This is a genomic window from Rhodohalobacter sulfatireducens, from assembly GCF_022012475.1.
In the GTDB taxonomy this organism is placed as follows: Bacteria; Bacteroidota; Rhodothermia; order Balneolales; family Balneolaceae; genus Rhodohalobacter; species Rhodohalobacter sulfatireducens.
Genome location: NZ_JAKLWS010000007.1, coordinates 81,824 through 97,629, shown reverse-complemented (window position 1 = coordinate 97,629; position 15,806 = coordinate 81,824). Strand labels below are relative to the sequence as shown.

Genomic DNA, 15,806 nt, shown 5'->3' with positions numbered 1-15,806 from the left:
TTTGAAAAAAGAAAGTATTAGACATTGTATTTTTTTACAGTTTAAAATTTTTATCCAAGTACTTAGATTTTTAGCATTTCAACATTCAGTGCTGGCAGGAAAAAATACAATGTCTTACTAACGCTACTGATAATTGATTCCTGTGATTAGCTCAAAAAAATCATCGGATGAGTGTGTATGATTGAGAAGATAATTCGAGTTAGATCACTCATTCGATGACTGCTGAAACTCTGGAAAGACAGGGTATTTTTATTGCTAATTCAGAGTATCTATTCAGGCACAAAGTGTTCTAATCATTCAAAATTCATTGACAATAAGAAAAAATCCCATGTCTCCTTACACAACTGCTTACTGATCCCTGATAACTGGCCACTGCCTCAGTCTTGTTTGTACTTAAACAGGTTCTCGGCTCCCACTTTTTCTTCTGCCTGGTTCAGGGCATACCCACTTTCAAACAGAACGATGGGGTTCCCCTCCATATCTTTGGTGATGTGCGTTGAATAGTTGTTTTCGAGCTTCTTGATGATATCCTCACTTTCATTCGGTAACCATCGGGCTGCATGGTACGAAACCGGCTGCTGATGTAGTTCAACACCATATTCGGCAGACATCCGGTGAGTTACGACATCAAACTGAAGTACACCTACGGTTCCAAGCAGAAGTTCATTACCAACACCCTGAGGTACCTCAAAAACGTGAACCACACCCTCTTCCGAAAGCTGCTTTAAACCTTCGCGAAGCTGTTTCCTTTTGAACGGATCTTTGGTGGAAACCTTCATAAAATGCTCCGGTGTAAAGAGAGGAATTACATTAAATTTCACCGGATTATCAGAGTAGAGAGTTGAGCCGATTCGGAAAAAACCGGGACTAAACAACGAAACAATATCCCCGGGATAGGCCTCTTCCATAATGTTTCGTTCATCGCCCATCAATGTATGTGGGGTAGACATGCGTACTTTCTTCCCGGTTCCGGCATGTGTTGCTTCTAATCCACGCTCAAATTTACCGGAGGTGATTCGAACAAATGCCGCACAATCGCGGTGATCCGGATTCATGTTTGCCTGGAGCTTGAATACAAATCCGCTAAAGGGTTCATTTAGATTATGCTCATGTTCCTCAGAATCATTGTATGGCTGTGGACTTGGTGCTAAATCCTGGAAATATTTCAGGAAAACATCCAGCCCAAAATTGTTCAATGCAGATCCAAAGAAAACGGGGGAAACTTCGCCCTTTTTGAATCCCTCACGATCCATGTTCTCAAACATATCCTCAATCAAAAGGATCTCTTCAGTCAGATCTTCCTTTTCAGGTTCCGATAACGTGCTTTCTGCCAACCCCTCTTCCAACGAAGAAAAAACTTCTGTCTCCGCCTTTTGCGCCCCATGTTTTGATTTTCGGTAGAGGTGCAGTTCTTTACCAATCAAATCATAAATACCCTGGAATTTACGTCCATATCCAACAGGCCAGCTTGCAGGAATCGCCTCAATGCCAAGCCGATTTTCAACATTACTCAAAACCTCAAGCGGATCCATACCGGGGCGGTCGCACTTGTTTACAAATGTAATGACAGGAACCTGCCGCAATTTGCAAACTTCAAACAGCTTCTCAGTTTGCTCCTCAACTCCTTTTGCAACATCAATTACCATCAAGCCGGAGTCGGCGGCAACAAGTGTTCGGAGGGTGTCTTCGGAAAAGTCTTTGTGGCCGGGTGTGTCGAGAAGGTTGTATTTGATACCGTCTTTCTCAAACCGAAGAACCGATGAGGTTACTGAAATTCCACGTTCCTTTTCAATAGCCATCCAGTCGGATGCGGCATATCGGGCCGCTTTTCTTTGACGGATTGACCCGGCTTCGTGAATGGCACCTCCATAGAGAAGCAGTTTTTCCGTGAGGGTGGTTTTCCCCGCATCCGGGTGCGAAATAATGGCGAACGTTCGCCGCTTTTTCGCCTCTTCTAAAATCTGGTTGTCCTGGACGGTTGTATCGGTTTCTGGCATTTCGTGGTTCTGATCAGTAAAAATTCAAAGACTCGTAAGATAAGGAATTTTAAAGTTGTGTTCATCTGTCCCCTTTTACAAATAAATAACGGAACACGAGTATTTAAAATTTGTTTAGAATGTTGACGCAAAGCGATAAAATCATAAAAAATAATCTAATATTAATTCAAGATTTAGAGCTATGATTAACAAGAAGAGATTATCCGTAATATTGTCGGTATTCCTATCCATTTTTTTGGTCGCCGGATTAAGTAATTCAAATGCCCAGGATAGTAATGTAGTTGAAGTGATAAATAACAGTGAAAATCATACGGTGTTCGCTGACCTATTAGATGAAACAGGTCTCAATGATGTAGTGTCCCAAGCGGGTCCATATACCGTGGTGGCTCCTACTGATAAAGCGTTTGAGGAGATGGATGCAAACCTTGAAGATCTGCGGGCAAACTCTGACAGCTTGGAAAGTGTAGTTATTTCCCACCTGTTCCAGGGAGAAGTTGCTGCTCAAAAAGCTGAAGCTTCACTTGGAATAGAAATTCAAGAAGGTGGAATAGAAGCATCGAACGGTTTGGTGCATGTTGTTGATGAAGTGATTGAGAATTAAGTTTAAACAAGTAAATATGTAAAGAGCCGTTGCTCGCTATTAGGAGCGGCTCTTTTTTTATGGAAGAAGAAGTTCTCAATCAGCTTAGCGAAAGCAGTGCTTCTCTAAACACTTCTACGTCTTTTTCATCATTGTATAAATGGGGTGATACCCGAACAGATGAACCGCGAACAGAAACATGGATGTTGTGTTCAGAAAATTTATCATTTAGTTTTTCCATGCTGATATGGTTCGGCAACCGAACTCCAAACATGTGATGACCCCGCCAATTTTCATCCTCAATCCGGAATCCATTTTCTCGTAATTCGCGGATAGTTTCAGAGCACAGATTTTTACAATAGCTTTGTATCGCTTCCGGAGTCCACCTGTTCACCTGTTTTAAAGCCTCTGCCATCATCGGCAGATTGATAAACTGACTTCGCTCACCCATATCAAACCGTAGAGCTCCGGGTTGATATTCCTCCTCGTAATCTACAAGGCCGCCGAAATTTTCACTGTTCTTGCGGACGATCCAGCCCTCCTCCAATGGAGATCCATCTAGCAGTCGCTCACCAAAGTATCCAAGCGAAGTTCCATAGGGTCCCATCAGCCATTTATAGCCGGCGCAAATCAAGGCATCGGGTTGAATGCTATTGACATCAAAAGGCAGCGCCCCTACCGATTGTGTCCCGTCGATCACGAAAAGTGCATTATTTTCGCGTGCAAGAAACCCGATCTGTTCCAGGTCAAAATGTGTGCCGTCGGTCCAGTGAACACCGCCGAGGGCCACTAGAATGGTATCATCAGAAATAGATTCAAGAATTCTCTGATTCCATCTTTCGCCACGATTTTTAATGTCAGATGGCGGCTCAACGATCTTAAGTGTACAATTATGATCCTTACAAAATCGCATCCAGGGGTAGACGTTGCTTGGAAACTGCTCCCCGGCAACGACAATCTCACCGCCTTTTTTGTGAGGAAGATTCTTAGCAACTGCAGCCATACCGTATGAGACTGAGGGCATCAAAGCAATTTGTTGCGGGTTGCCTGCATGAATCAAGTTTGAAAATTCGCGGCGTACTATGTCTGAATTCTCAAAAAAGTCGTTTGGCTTGATGTTCCAAGGATGTCGTTTACCTTGAACACCATCAATCCCGGCTTTTTCTACTGACCGGAGGAGGGGAGACAGGTAGGAACAGTTCAGGTAATGTTGGTTATCGGGAAGTCGAAATAACTCTTTTTGACACTTCATACAAAGAAAATAGGTTTTAAGTTATATTTATGAAAACCGGGAAGGTTAAACCACGGCGGCACAAAGAATCTACAAAGGACACTATGAGTAATGAACAGATTTTTAAAATCGATCAAGAAAAAACGTTGTGTGCACTGTGGTTTCTCTGTGTCCCTGTGGTTATAAAAGTACGTTGGTCAATTTTAAAACAATCCTAGCTGTTTGTCTTTCCGATCAACAGGCCATTCAGGCAACGGTTCCAGCTCGGTGAGGTTAGCGAGCACGTGATGAAAGTACCTGGCTAATTCAGGAGCATGAAGTGTGTCCGGTGAGTGAATGAACATATAGGGATGCTTTCCGTCGCGAATCCAATTGGCGATAATAATTGCCCACTCCTTCAGGTGAGATTCATTCTGGACGACTTCATTACCACCCACATAGCGGATGAACGGATTGGCTCCCGTTGAATCAAAACGAACCGGTGTTTTTGGTTTCTTTTTTTTGGCTTTTAAAATGGAGGGATCATCTGTTTTAATTTCATGCAGTCGACGTGTATCAAACACCACACGGTTTACACCATAACTCTTTAAAAGATCGTTCAGATGGCGCTCCTTCTTTCCCTTGTCAAAAAAATCGAGATGGCGAACTTCCACCGCAAAACTGAGATGGGCCGGCAAAACTTCAACCAGCTCTTCGAGATTCTGCACCTGTTCGTATGAAAATGTTGGACTGAGCTGAATATGAAAAGGCCCCAATTTTGTGCGAATAGGCTGAAACAGATCCAGGAAGGAGAGAACCTCTTCCGTTACATTTTTAAGCTGCCGTTTATGGGTGATTTCTCTGGGAAACTTGAAACAGAATTTAAAATCAGAGGGAACCTGTTCGCCCCATTTTTGAATCGTTTCCGGTGTAGGAACCCGGTAAAATGTAGTATTCCCTTCAACTGAATTAAACACAGAAGCATATTCATTAAGGAAATGATCGGGCTTGGCTTCATTGCTAAAAAAATTACCGATCCAATCCTTAAACCCCCACTGGGTAAGGCCAATATGGTATTTTTTTATGCTCATAGCTTCATTTAAACAGGATTCTATCTATTCAATAAACGAAATTTTCACATTATATCATTAAAAAACAGGGCAGAGTACGATTTCGGCCAAACTTTATTCGGCTAAAAATTAGGAAGCGGTTCCAGATTTGCTTTACATTCACTGACTTCTATATTCTGAGATGATGGTTGACAATTAGTACGCTAACAAACCTGCTCTCTAATTTTTTTGGGATAACACGAATTGTTTTTTAATCATCATACCAGCATATTAGACGAAATTTTCAGGTACAATGCTGAATCGCAAATTGCGATCTATTTGGCGACTATGAATCTCAATTTTGTATAGGAAAATGGTTTCAACTCTTACAACACTGGACTGGATTCTTGTAGCATCCTACTTTGTTTTTGCTCTCTCTATAGCTCTCTACTTTTACAGCCGTGCCGGCAAAAACACAACCGAGTTCTTTTTGTCGGGCCGAAATATGCCCTGGTGGATTATCGGTACGAGCATGGTGGCAACCACTTTTGCGGCAGATACTCCACTTGCCGTTACCGAAATGGTAGCACTGGATGGAATTGCAGGGAACTGGCTCTGGTGGAACTTCCTGATGGGAGGGATGCTCACTGTTTTCTTCTTTGCACGATTGTGGCGCCGAAGTGGAGTGTTAACCGATGTGGAGTTTATAGAACTTCGATATGCGGGAAAACAGGCTGCATGGTTACGAGGAATTAAAGCGATCTATTTTGGACTGTTGATGAATATTATCATTCTCGGCTGGGTATCCCTGGCGATGGAATCGATCTTTAATGTGTTGTTTCCGGGTATGACACTTTTTGGCCAGGAGGCGTTTAATTTTCTCGGAATTCATATAAGTGCTCCACTTTTATTGGTTGGATTTTTGATCATTTTCGTGGGCTTTTTCTCCTTGATTTCAGGACTATGGGGAGTGGCAGTAACAGATATATTCCAGTTTGTTATTGCGCTGGGTGGAACAATTGTATTGGCTGTTTACGCTGTAAATATTCCTGAAATTGGTGGAATTGCAGGACTGCAGGAAAAACTCCCGCCGGAAACCTTTCAGTTTTTACCAACCATTGGCCAGACGGCAGAGGGGGTAGCCGTTCTCTCGCTTAGCTTCGGGGCTTTTGCAGCTTATTTTGGTGTTCAGTGGTGGTCGAGTTGGTATCCGGGGGCAGAACCCGGCGGTGGCGGTTATGTAGCCCAGCGAATTATGAGTGCCAAAGATGAAAAGCATGCCCTCTTCGCAACGCTTTGGTTTAATATTGCTCACTACTGCCTGCGTCCATGGCCATGGATTATTGTTGCACTGGTTTCACTTGTACTCTATCCTAATCTTGCTGATTCCCGTGAAGGTTTTGTTTTAGTAATGCGTGATGTATTGCCTCCCGGATTGCTTGGTCTTTTATTTGCGGCATTCTTGGCAGCATTTACCAGTACGTTTGCAGCCCACCTTAACTGGGGAACTTCATATTTGGTGAATGACTTTTGGCGGCGATTCATCAAACCAGACGAAGATGAAAAGCATTATGTATTTGTTTCTCGGGTTGTAACCTTTTTGTTGGCCATTCTCGCATTCTTCGTCACTACTCAACTCAGTACCATTCGCGAGGCTTGGGGACTTGTATTGACAGCTTCCGGCGGACTCGGTCTTGTACTGATTCTGCGATGGTACTGGTGGAGAATTAATGCCTGGAGTGAACTGGCTGCCTCTCTGACCCCGATTTTTTTAGTGGTACTTGTTCTTTTAGGCGTCCCGGTTCCCGGAATTCAGGATCCGTTTCCAATGAATCTTTATTATGTGGTAGCCATCACTACCGTTATCTGGCTGCTGGTTACATTCCTCACGAAACCAACCGATCATAAAAAATTGACCCTGTTCTTCCGTAAAGTTCGTCCCGGCGGCCCCGGCTGGAAACCGCTCCAGGAAGAAAATCCAGACATTGAAGACGACGGTGAACTGATGCCACTTCTCTACAATTGGGTTGCGGGTGTAGTACTTGTGTATATGGCACTGTTTGGATTCGGACACTTCCTGTTTGGTAATTACGGCAGTTTTGCCATGTGTCTTGTTGCAGGCTTGCTGGCCCTCGGTTACCTCTACTGGGATCTGAGCAAACGCGGCTTCGATACCATCATCGAAGTGGAAGATTTCGATCACAAGCGTGATGCTTCGGAGGCCGGGCAATAGAAGAACCTGGCATCCCGACTATCCGGGACTGCCAGAGTTCGGGTATTTTCTACATTCCCTTATAAAAGCTTAAACCAATGTTACGCAACTCTTGCAGGAGACCGAAAAGCACGGTCACTCTGCCAGGTTGCTTGATTAAGAACCTGACAGCGTCTGCAAGACCTGTCAGCGTTCGGTTCTTCGACAAAAATTTTAGCCTACACAACTCTAATAGACCTACACTCCGAACAGACTCTTGCAGATTGATATCTTAATTTTCATACATGCCAAACCCCAAAAAAATACATATCTTTATCTGCTGTTATACTCAATGAAATCAAGCCAAAAAATCCCAGTCTGAAGTGAACCTAATGCGCCGGCTTGTTGTTTCAGATCAAAATGATATAATACACCGAGATTTGATTATTTTATGCAGATAAATTTTGAGAACGAACGCTTTTCTACACGGCATATTGGCCCCGATGCACAGCAGAAAAATGAGATGCTTGAAGTTTGTGAAGCTGGATCCATCGAGCAGTTGTTAAAGGAGACAATACCTGCCAAAATTCGGCTTGATAAGCCACTTAATTTACCTCCCGCACTCAGTGAAAACGAGTACCTGGATCACATCAAAAAAACAGCATCCCGGAACGAGATCTACAAATCGTTCATCGGGATGGGCTATTACGATACCCATACCCCGAATGTGATTTTGCGAAATATCCTCGAAAATCCAGGCTGGTACACGGCCTATACTCCCTATCAAGCTGAGATTTCGCAGGGACGTTTGGAGGCTCTGATCAATTTCCAGACAATGGTCACTGATCTGACCGGAATGGAGATCGCCAACGCCTCTCTGTTGGATGAGGGAACAGCTGCTGCAGAAGCGATCTCAATGCTGCATGGACGTCGGAGAGGGAAGAAGCGAAAGAATGCAAACACCTTTTTTGTCTCAGAAAATTGTCACCCTCAAACAAAATCGGTACTCAAGGGCCGAATTGAACCCTTGGAGATCGAGTTGGTTTTTGGCGATCCGGAGAAAGTAGATCTGACGGATGAGAACTATTTTGGAATTCTGCTTCAGTATCCAGACACATACGGCACAGTAAAAGACTTATCGGAGATCATCAAAACAGCTCATGATAATCAACTGTTTGTTACGGTTGCGGCCGATTTGTTGAGCCTTACACTTCTCACACCTCCCGGCGAAATGGGAGCAGATGTCGTAGTGGGAACCACCCAGCGATTTGGTGTGCCGATGGGTTATGGTGGTCCGCATGCTGCTTATTTTGCCACCAAAGAAGAATTTAAACGACAAATTCCCGGTAGAATTATTGGGGTGACAAAAGACGCTGAAGGCAACCCTGCATATAGAATGGCTTTGCAAACAAGGGAACAGCATATTCGTCGTGAAAAGGCCACATCCAATATTTGTACTGCCCAGGTTCTCCTCGCTGTTATTTCCGGAATGTACGCTGCTTATCATGGGCCGCAGGGCCTTAAGAAGATCGCCTCAAAGGTGCACGGACTTGCAAAATTGACATCCGCCGGTTTACAGGAGTTAGGATTTAAAACCGTCAGTGATCAGTTTTTCGACACAATTACGGTTAAAGGCCTTGGTGCCGATCAAATCGATGAGATACGATCAAGAGCAATTGACCGTGGTATGAATTTTCGGTATCTGGATGAAGGAGTCGGCCTGTCTTTTGATGAGACAAAAGATTTGAGTGATGTTGAAGATGTATTAAATATTTTTGCAGGGGCATCAACCAAAGAGAATTCGTTTGATGTGCAAAAAGCATCCATGGTCATGAGAGTTGATTTTCCTGAATCGTTGGCCCGAACAACGTCCTATTTAGAGCACCCGGTATTCAACCAGTTCCATTCAGAGCACGAGATGCTTCGTTATTTGAAAGAGCTCGAAAACCGAGACTTGAGTTTGACGCATTCCATGATTTCTCTCGGATCGTGTACAATGAAACTAAATGCAACGGCTGAGATGATTCCACTGACATGGCCGGAGTTCGGCAGTATTCATCCATTTGCTCCAACAGATCAAGCCAAAGGATATCACCAACTCTTTGATGAGTTGGATGAATGGTTATCGGAGATCACCGGCTTTGAGAAGATTTCACTTCAGCCGAATTCAGGCGCACAAGGTGAGTACACCGGCTTAATGACAATCCGCGCTTACCATCGTGCCAATGGTGATACACAACGAGATGTGACTATTGTACCGTCCTCCGCTCATGGAACAAATCCGGCAAGTGCTGTGATGGCCGGTATGGACGTAGTGGTAACCAAGTGCGATGAAAACGGGAACATCGACCTGGACGATCTGCGTGAAAAAGTAGAGAAGTACAGTGATCGGTTATCATCATTGATGGTTACCTACCCATCTACGCACGGAGTTTTTGAAGAAGATATTCGAGAAATCTGCCAAATGATTCACGAACATGGTGGCCTCGTTTATATGGATGGTGCGAATATGAATGCACAAATTGGGTGGACCTCACCGGCACAGATTGGGGCTGATGTTTGTCATCTGAACCTCCATAAAACATTTTGTATTCCTCATGGCGGCGGTGGTCCCGGAATGGGGCCCATTGGAGTGGTTGAAAAACTGGTTCCCTATTTGCCTGATCATGACGTGGTGAATATCAACGGTGGTAAAGGGATCCCGGCCGTCTCCTCGGCTCCCTGGGGGAGTGCCAGTATTTTAACGATCTCGCATGCATACATCCGGATGATGGGTGCCGACGGATTGAAAGAGGCTACCGAAGTAGCAATCCTGAATGCGAATTACTTAAAAGATCGATTGAAAGATCACTACCCGATTTTATACACGGGGCGAGGAGGCAGATCTGCTCACGAGTTTATTGTAGATCTTCGTGATTTCAAACAGGATGTTGGAATTGATGCTACCGACGTTGCAAAACGTTTGATGGACTATGGATTCCACGCACCTACGATGTCATTCCCGGTTCCGGGAACTCTTATGATTGAACCGACTGAAAGTGAATCGAAAGAGGAGTTGGATCGATTTTGTGATGCGATGATTCAGATTCGAAAAGAGATCCGGGAAGTGGAGGATGGAGAAGCTGACCCTGAAGAGAATGTTCTGAAACATGCCCCACACTCTATGAGAGTGGCTTTGAGTGATGAGTGGAATCGGCCTTACTCACGCGAAAAAGCGGTCTTCCCGGTTCCACATCAGCGATACAACAAATTTTGGCCGGCTGTTAGCCGTGTGGACGATGCGTACGGCGACCGAAACCTCGTGTGCAGTTGCCTTCCCGTTGAAGCCTATTCTGAAGGACAAGAACCTGCGGCGGGCGAGTCGGTGTATCCGGCATAGATATCTCTTCGGCTGGCGAATTGACCGACTAAATATGAAGGTTGAGTCACAAGCGAGACGCTTGCGCCATCAATGTAAGAAGTATCCGGCGTAAGAAATCCCTCCTTGAGGAGGGTGCCTTAATTTTTTCTTTTGAAATTAAGGCGGGAGGTGTTCACTGTGCTTTCCGAACACCCCTCCCTCCGATGTTTCGGAGTACTCCCCTCAAGGGGAGATTTAAATCCTACTCATATAGCCGGTCGGTATCAACCTCGGCTAACTCAATCATCAAACTCCCGATTTTTTCTGTCACTTCTTTCAGAAAAGCTTCTCCTTTATCTTTGGTGGCTTTTTTGGGATTACCAATCCCTGTATCAGCCGTAACCTGAGACCATTGGCGTTCTGTCCAGGCCCAGCCTTCACGTATACCTTGAATGACTGACGGTTTCTCTGCACCATCACCAGCTTCTTCCAGCGGTCGAATGAGTTCTTCCCGAAGGTAAAGCATTACACTGGTTTCCATCTCATCAGCGTGATCCCCTTCTTCCTCAAATATTTTGGATTTGTCACCCACCTGGAACCAATTACATAGGGATAGAAACATATCAGGAAACTCAAGTCCAAGTTCCCGAAGAAGAGGTTTGAAATTATTGCCGCCGTGTCCGTTTAAAACCAGCAACTTTTTAATTCCCTGGCGGTCCAGGACAGTGATAATATCACGTAAAATGTGGAGCTGAGTACTTGGGTTCAGGTTTAGGTCCAGTTTAATATCCGGTTGGCCTGTGTTCACGCCAAACGGAACGGTGGGAAAAACAATCACTTTTTTCCCGGATTCCCAGGCAATTTTAGCGGACATCTCCGCAACGGCATCAACCTGGTAATTATCCGTGGCATACGGCATGTGGTAGTTGTGTGCCTCCGTAGCACCCCAGGGCAAAACAGCAAGCTCCACGTTCATCTCTTTGATATTCTTCCAATTGTTTTCGGCGAGGATATAGGGCTTCATTTGAGGTCTAAAGTTTAAGGTTTAAAGTCCAAGTTTTTTCATTTTAAAATGATTCTGTGAAATTGCAAAAAAGCTTTTTCCAAATTCTTCAATTGTTTTCAAAATTCTTACTTGAACCTTAGACCTTGAACTTAAAACCTTAAACTATGTTTACGCCCATCCGGGTAACTGAATGACCTGTCGTTCTGTTTCTGATTCAAGACTTTCGTCAATCGTCGTATTTACACCTTCAATTCTGATCTGCTCAAGAACCGTAAGGCCATCCTCCAGTTCAACATCCCGAACGTTGAAGGATTTTCCACGATCACCGGATGCAACATAAACCTGGACCGAACAAAGATTCCTGTATCGCTGAAAAGGACTTTGGCTGATGGATGCATCCTGAACGCGTTTTTTCTTAATGTAGGCCGTAGATTTGGAAAGATTTCGGCTTTGAAGAACAAGAATGTCATCACCCCAGCCCAATGCAGTATCATTATACTTGAGCCATCCCCAAATGATTGCAAGTATGGGAAAAATCCACATCAATACGTTCAGGTCAAACCACCACCAAACCCCCGCTGTGACGGCCGTAACCAAGAATGTGGATCTGAAAATATAACGTCTGAGGGAGCGATTCGGCGGTTTCAATGCAGCCAGTTCTTTTTGATAATCCGGTAGAACTTCATCCAATAGCGAGAGAATCCGTTTCCGTTTAATGAGCGGGAAAAACAAGATCGATCCGGTCCCCCTGTCATCTCCGTAACCGGCTGCACTTTCCAGGTGAATGGAAGCATAACCCAATGGTTGGCGAATAATTCCCTCGGAAATGTGAATTGCCTGAATGCGGTTAAAGGGAACCGTACTTCTTTTCTTTTCAAAAATACCGCGGGATATCACAATCTCTTTCTCTTTGATCTCAAGCGAGAAATTTCCATAGTTAAACAGTGTTCCAAAAAAGGAGAGTAGCCAGGCAAAAACAATGAATCCTGCAATAAGCGCAATATAGAACATCGTATCTGTTTGAGACGGCAGGATACTGTAAAGGTAATCGTAAAACTGTGACTCACTAATCAGCGGTTCGATCTGGGAAAAGACGGTACCAATCACAGAAAGAGCTATACCGAAACTCCCGGATGTTGAAGCTGCAATCAACAACTCCTTATTGGGAAGAGAGATCGTTTGTTTGATATCATCTTCAATTTCGAACTCGGCACCATCATTATCTTCTTCACCCGAATCTTCTCTCTTTCGCCTTAATAAACGATTGATTGCCTCAGCCCTGTCTCTAGTGATCGCTTCGATTGAGGCTGCTCGTGAACTGGCTCCGGCTGTTTGAATATCCAGCTGAACCAATCCAAAAATGCGCTGTATGATACCGGCTGTTATATCAATTACCTGGATGCGATCTTTGGTGAGGTAAAGGTTTTTGCGTACAAAAATTCCGCTTTTGATATGAATCAATCCATCTTCAACTTTATATAAGAATCGCCACCAATTGGCAAATCCCACAATCAGCAAAAAAGCAAAACCACCGAGGGTCCACCACAAGAAAGAAAAACTTTCGCTTTGGGCACCAACGAAAAGAAACACGATAATGGTAACAATATTTCCGCGAATCAAACCGAATGCCCGGCTCAGGGCTGCAACGGGATGTTGGCGTTTAAAATCAGACATCTTCTTCGGCAAGCCTTGCGTAAGTGGAAATTTGTTGACGAACCCTGTCGGCCAGCACCTCATCGAGGGCCGGAATTTCATGAGTAGTAGCGGCGGTCGAGATAGTTACGCTGGCCAGGTCATAAGATCCCAAAAGTGGACCCTGTCGCGTATCCACATGCTGAACCCGGCTCAGGGGAATCAGCGTTCGGGTTTTAAAAATTACACCCCGTTTCAGGTCAATTTCGTTTTCATCAATAGCATAACGCCAGTTTTTCCATGACAAATAAGGCATTAAAAAAATGGATAGAAGCCAGGCGATAAACACAATTACAGCAAGTGATACGACAATCCACTTATGAAATCCATCCATCCCGAAGATTGCGGCATAAACCACCGGGATAATGAAAAAGAAAAGGGAGCGTATGGAGTTGCTCCATTGCCAAACACGAATAGCTCTTGGAGTTAATTTATGAAATGGAGGTTCTTTCATTTAGGTACGAGTACTAAGTACGTTGTATTAGCGAATTCGATAGACCCTAAAAATAGATGTTTTTCTACCAAACTGTAATTCAGTTTTGATTATTCAATCTTGCAAACGTTGGAGCAGGCAGAAATAAAAAAAGCCACCCCGAGCTTCGGAACGGCTTTCTCTAAAGAAAATCGTCAGGATTTATTCTTTATTTTTGATGTCTTGGATTTCAACCCGAATATCCTGGGATAGTTTTTTTAATTCCTGAAGTTGTTTTCTGGCTCTTGTACCAGCAGCCTTATTACCTTTTTCGTAAAACTTATCAAGATCTTCCGAAAGCTCAGCTACCAGGTTCTGTACTTCTTCAATTCTGCTCATTTAATTCTCCATTTAGTTAGGTTATTAATTCGTGATGATAGCGGTCTATCACCCTTCCGCATGTTATGATTTCACATAGATCCCATAAACATAATAATCCACCAAGGTAAGAATATGAGGATTAAATGTAGCTATTTGGGCTATAATTTTTTTGGATCGGTGATAAATGAATTGAAGAGTTTTTTTTAAGATTGAGGATGATGATAAAATACCATTTAAGTAGTTGATAATATTCAATATACAATCGATCAGTTATTATTGGTAACTGATGTAGTTGATCGAAAGAGCCTTGTGTGGGTTCTGTCATGATGAACAGAAAGTTCGATTTTAACTCAATAATCGCCTTTTTGCTGAGCTTGGAAATCATCGGCGGCAGCCTCCCCTCGCTTCTCGTTCACAAAAAAGCAAACCAGAAGTGCTACTAAAAACACAAAGGCGCAAAATAGAACAGATTGATGGAGGCCAAACTCAGCCTGGAGAAGTCCCAACCCGATAATGCCAAACACACCGGCAATTTTGTTGGAGAGCCCCCAAAATCCAAAAAATTCGGCTGATTTTTGTTCCGGCGTAAATATTCCAACCAATGCGCGGCTGGCAGATTGGCTGGACCCGAGACTGATTCCTGCAACAATTCCAATCCAAAGAAATACGTATTGGGCTTCGAAGTTTGTGTTAAATGAAGTATTCAACCACGTCGTAATATCAGTGACTGCCCAAATACCCAGTACCCCTAAAAACCAGAGTATAAGTGTAAAATTATAGGTGAGTTTAGCCCCGATCTTATCCTGTATATACCCAAATAAAAAAGCACCGATTGCAGCTGTGATCTGCACGATGACAAACATCATGATTCGAACGGATTCATCCCAGTTTACAACCTGATCGCCGTAAATAAATGCAAATGAAACTACGATGTAGACCCCGGCCATTGCAAAGAAAACGGAGACCAGGTAGATAGCCAAGTCCTTGAATTTAGTGATCATTCGCAATGTTTCACCCAAACGTTTAAACCCAACAGAGAAAAATGTTTCTTGAGTTGGCAACTCTTTTCTGGCACCGGGTTCTTTTACCCAGAGAAAAGTAGGAATGGCCGTTATCATGAAAAAGAGTGCGGTAAAAGGCCCGACCCAACGAATGCGATCAAAATTACCGGCTGTTGGTTCACCCAGAAAATAAATAACAAAGCCTGCCGCCACGAGTCCGCCAACATAACCCAAAGCCCATCCGAAACCGGAAATTTTTCCAAGGTCTTTCGGGGGGCCTAAACTCGGCAAAAATGCTGCTATAAAGTTTTCACCGATGGCATAGGCAAAGTTGGAGATGATCAGTAACGTGACACCCAGAACAACCATCCCGGGTTCCACGAAGTAAAGGAAACCGGTACTTGCAACAGTAAGTGCATAACTATAAAACAGGAATTTCTTTTTAAGGGCCGAATAGTCCATAATAGCACCGAACACCGGTCCGCTAAGTACTACGAGAAAATAACTTACTGCCAAGGCTACGCTCCATAGCAAGTTTCCAAGCCGGTAGTTTTGTTCGGCATCTCCAACAATAACCGTTGTGAACAAGACAGGGAAAATTACCGTAATGATGAGCAGTGTATATGTAGAATTGGCAAAATCGAACATCGCCCATCCAAAAATCTCTTTTTTAGATGCACGGGGAATGTCGCTTCGAAGTCGTTTCATGAAGGAGTATTGAAAATCAAGTTCAGAGCAGATATAACAATTTTCGTGATGTAATAAAAGGGCAGGTGATAGAATATCGTGTATTAAAAAGAGATCTCAAGAGATAGAATTAAGTTCACACAATGAGTCATTACTTGCTCAGAATTCTTAAGTGATTGAATTACTAATACCCACTGAATGTTCTGTGACATAGAGATAGATTCTTTATCTTTTGAAAAAAGAAATCAAACAAAATAAAG

Annotated in this window: 11 protein-coding genes; 3 read left to right on the top strand and 8 right to left on the bottom strand. The window is 43.7% G+C overall.

The window, feature by feature from the left end; all coding sequences use genetic code 11:
* Nucleotides 1–377: 377 nt before the first annotated feature.
* Nucleotides 378–1,997, bottom strand: a complete 1,620-nt coding sequence (locus L6773_RS07725; RefSeq protein WP_237853295.1) for a peptide chain release factor 3 — start codon at nucleotides 1,995–1,997, stop codon at nucleotides 378–380.
* Between the two features lie 181 nt (nucleotides 1,998–2,178).
* On the opposite strand from L6773_RS07725, the gene L6773_RS07720 reads away from it, so the two are divergent.
* Nucleotides 2,179–2,598 carry a fasciclin domain-containing protein gene (locus tag L6773_RS07720; RefSeq protein WP_237853294.1) on the top strand — a complete coding sequence of 140 codons (420 nt, stop codon included), beginning with the start codon at nucleotides 2,179–2,181 and terminating at the stop codon, nucleotides 2,596–2,598.
* A 79-nt stretch (nucleotides 2,599–2,677) separates the two neighbouring features.
* Here L6773_RS07720 and L6773_RS07715 read toward each other — a convergent pair whose 3' ends face one another.
* Both L6773_RS07715 and L6773_RS07710 read right to left on the bottom strand, forming a co-directional pair.
* Nucleotides 2,678–3,829: an aminotransferase class V-fold PLP-dependent enzyme gene (locus L6773_RS07715; protein ID WP_237853293.1), complete on the bottom strand. Its 1,152-nt coding sequence runs from the start codon at nucleotides 3,827–3,829 to the stop codon at nucleotides 2,678–2,680.
* A gap of 182 nt (nucleotides 3,830–4,011) precedes the next feature.
* Nucleotides 4,012–4,878 carry a DUF72 domain-containing protein gene (locus tag L6773_RS07710; protein ID WP_237853292.1) on the bottom strand — a complete coding sequence of 289 codons (867 nt, stop codon included), beginning with the start codon at nucleotides 4,876–4,878 and terminating at the stop codon, nucleotides 4,012–4,014.
* Between the two features lie 331 nt (nucleotides 4,879–5,209).
* On the opposite strand from L6773_RS07710, the gene L6773_RS07705 reads away from it, so the two are divergent.
* Nucleotides 5,210–7,069, top strand: a complete 1,860-nt coding sequence (locus tag L6773_RS07705; protein ID WP_237853291.1) for a sodium:solute symporter family protein — start codon at nucleotides 5,210–5,212, stop codon at nucleotides 7,067–7,069.
* A 409-nt stretch (nucleotides 7,070–7,478) separates the two neighbouring features.
* Nucleotides 7,479–10,406 (top strand): aminomethyl-transferring glycine dehydrogenase, encoded by a 2,928-nt coding sequence (gene gcvP, locus L6773_RS07700; protein ID WP_237853290.1) that lies wholly within the window; start codon nucleotides 7,479–7,481, stop codon nucleotides 10,404–10,406.
* 223 nt (nucleotides 10,407–10,629) lie between these two features.
* On the opposite strand, the gene L6773_RS07695 is transcribed toward gcvP, so the two are convergent.
* From L6773_RS07695 to L6773_RS07675, 5 genes are all read right to left on the bottom strand, one after another.
* A complete protein-coding gene (locus tag L6773_RS07695; RefSeq protein ID WP_237853289.1) occupies nucleotides 10,630–11,391 on the bottom strand; it encodes a creatininase family protein in 762 nt (253 codons plus the stop codon).
* A gap of 150 nt (nucleotides 11,392–11,541) precedes the next feature.
* Complete coding sequence (locus L6773_RS07690; protein ID WP_237853288.1) at nucleotides 11,542–13,047, bottom strand: PH domain-containing protein; 1,506 nt, start codon at nucleotides 13,045–13,047, stop codon at nucleotides 11,542–11,544.
* Nucleotides 13,040–13,519 carry a PH domain-containing protein gene (locus tag L6773_RS07685; protein WP_237853287.1) on the bottom strand — a complete coding sequence of 160 codons (480 nt, stop codon included), beginning with the start codon at nucleotides 13,517–13,519 and terminating at the stop codon, nucleotides 13,040–13,042. The genes L6773_RS07690 and L6773_RS07685 overlap by 8 nt, the downstream gene beginning before the upstream one ends.
* A 180-nt stretch (nucleotides 13,520–13,699) precedes the next feature.
* Nucleotides 13,700–13,876 carry a BF3379 family histone-like protein gene (locus tag L6773_RS07680; RefSeq protein WP_237853286.1) on the bottom strand — a complete coding sequence of 59 codons (177 nt, stop codon included), beginning with the start codon at nucleotides 13,874–13,876 and terminating at the stop codon, nucleotides 13,700–13,702.
* A gap of 332 nt (nucleotides 13,877–14,208) precedes the next feature.
* The gene (locus tag L6773_RS07675) at nucleotides 14,209–15,567 is read right to left on the bottom strand and encodes an MFS transporter (protein ID WP_237853285.1); all 1,359 of its coding nucleotides are present in this window, start codon (nucleotides 15,565–15,567) and stop codon (nucleotides 14,209–14,211) included.
* Nucleotides 15,568–15,806: the final 239 nt, after the last annotated feature.